Genomic DNA, 1,436 nt, shown 5'->3' on the forward strand with positions numbered 1-1,436 from the left:
CGCGCGGGCGCAGCTTCGGCGCGCGCGACGGCAAGCGGCCCGAGCGGCCGCGTCGGCCCCGCGGCGAGGAGACTGCAGCGCCCTCAGCCGTGATCCTGCCCTCGCTGGCGCAGGAGCCCGAGCGCATCGCCAAGGTGATGGCGCGGGCCGGCGTCGCCTCGCGCCGCGACAGCGAGGCGATGATCGCGGAAGGCCGCGTCAGCGTGAACGGCGCGGTGCTGGAAAGTCCGGCGCGCGATGTCGGGCCCGACGACGTCGTGCTGGTCGATGGCGAGCCCTTGCCGGCGCGCGAGCGCACGCGGATGTGGCTCTATCACAAGCCGCGCGGCCTCGTGACCACCAACCACGACCCGGAAGGCCGCCCGACGGTGTTCGACGCGCTGCCGGAGGACCTGCCGCGCGTGCTCTCGATCGGCCGGCTCGACATCAACACCGAAGGCCTGCTGCTGCTGACCAACGATGGCGGCCTGGCGCGCATGCTGGAGCTGCCGGAAACCGGATGGCTGCGGCGCTACCGGGTGCGGGCCTTCGGCTCGGTGACCCAGGAACGGCTTGACGCCCTGCGCGACGGCGTCACCATCGAAGGCGTTTCTTACGGGCCGATCGTGGCGCGCTTCGAGCGCCAGCAGGGCTCGAACACCTGGCTCACGGTCGATCTGCGCGAGGGCAAGAATCGCGAGGTCAAGACGGTGCTGGAGCATCTCGGCCTCGACGTGAACCGGCTGATCCGGATCTCGTTCGGGCCGTTCCAGCTCTCCGACCTGCCCGAGGGCGAGGTCGACGAGATCCGTTCGCGCGTGCTCAAGGACCAGCTCGGCGAGGAGCTGATGGCCAGGGCCGGCGTCGATTTCCAAGCGCCGCGGCGAGACGAATTGGCGCCGCGCCGCGACGAACCGCCGGCCGCGCCGCCATCGGCGCAGATCCGCGATCCGCGCCGCGCGCCGTCCGGCGACGACCGGCCGCGCCGGCGCGAGCCGGGCGACCGCGACGGCAAGCCGGAGCGCGAGCGCTGGCACAGCGACGCCGTGCGCACGCCCTCGCTCGACGGCCGCAGCGACCGGCCGTGGAAGCGCACGGTCTGGCGCGACGACACGGCGCAGCCGCGGCGCGAGCGCAAGGCCCCGCCCCGGCGCGGCGCGGACCCGAAGGAGGAGCGCCTCGCCCGCGAGGCGACGGGCGCGGTCAGGCGCGAGCGTGGCAAGGCGATCACCGATCCGGGCGGCCGGCGCGTGCTGGTCGAGCGCGTCAGCGCTCCGCCGGGCGATGAGCGGACCTCGCGCGACCGCGTCGACCCCCAGCGCCGGCCCGACCGCAAGCCGCGCAACGCGCGCGGCGACGGACAGGGACGCGGCCCGCGCGGAGGCACGGCGGACGACCGTGGCGAACGGCCGGCGCGGCATCCCCGCGAAGACAGGCCGCGCGAGGACAGCGCCCCT

The 1,436-nt window shown here is 75.1% G+C and carries 1 protein-coding gene; it reads left to right on the plus strand.

Annotation, left to right across the window (positions count from 1 at the left end; all coding sequences use genetic code 11):
- Positions 1–1,436: pseudouridine synthase (locus AC1RRW_RS22265; protein WP_492903902.1), on the plus strand; the 1,436-nt coding region annotated here is incomplete at both ends.

This window comes from Allobosea sp. GW821-FHT12C12 (assembly GCF_058807355.1).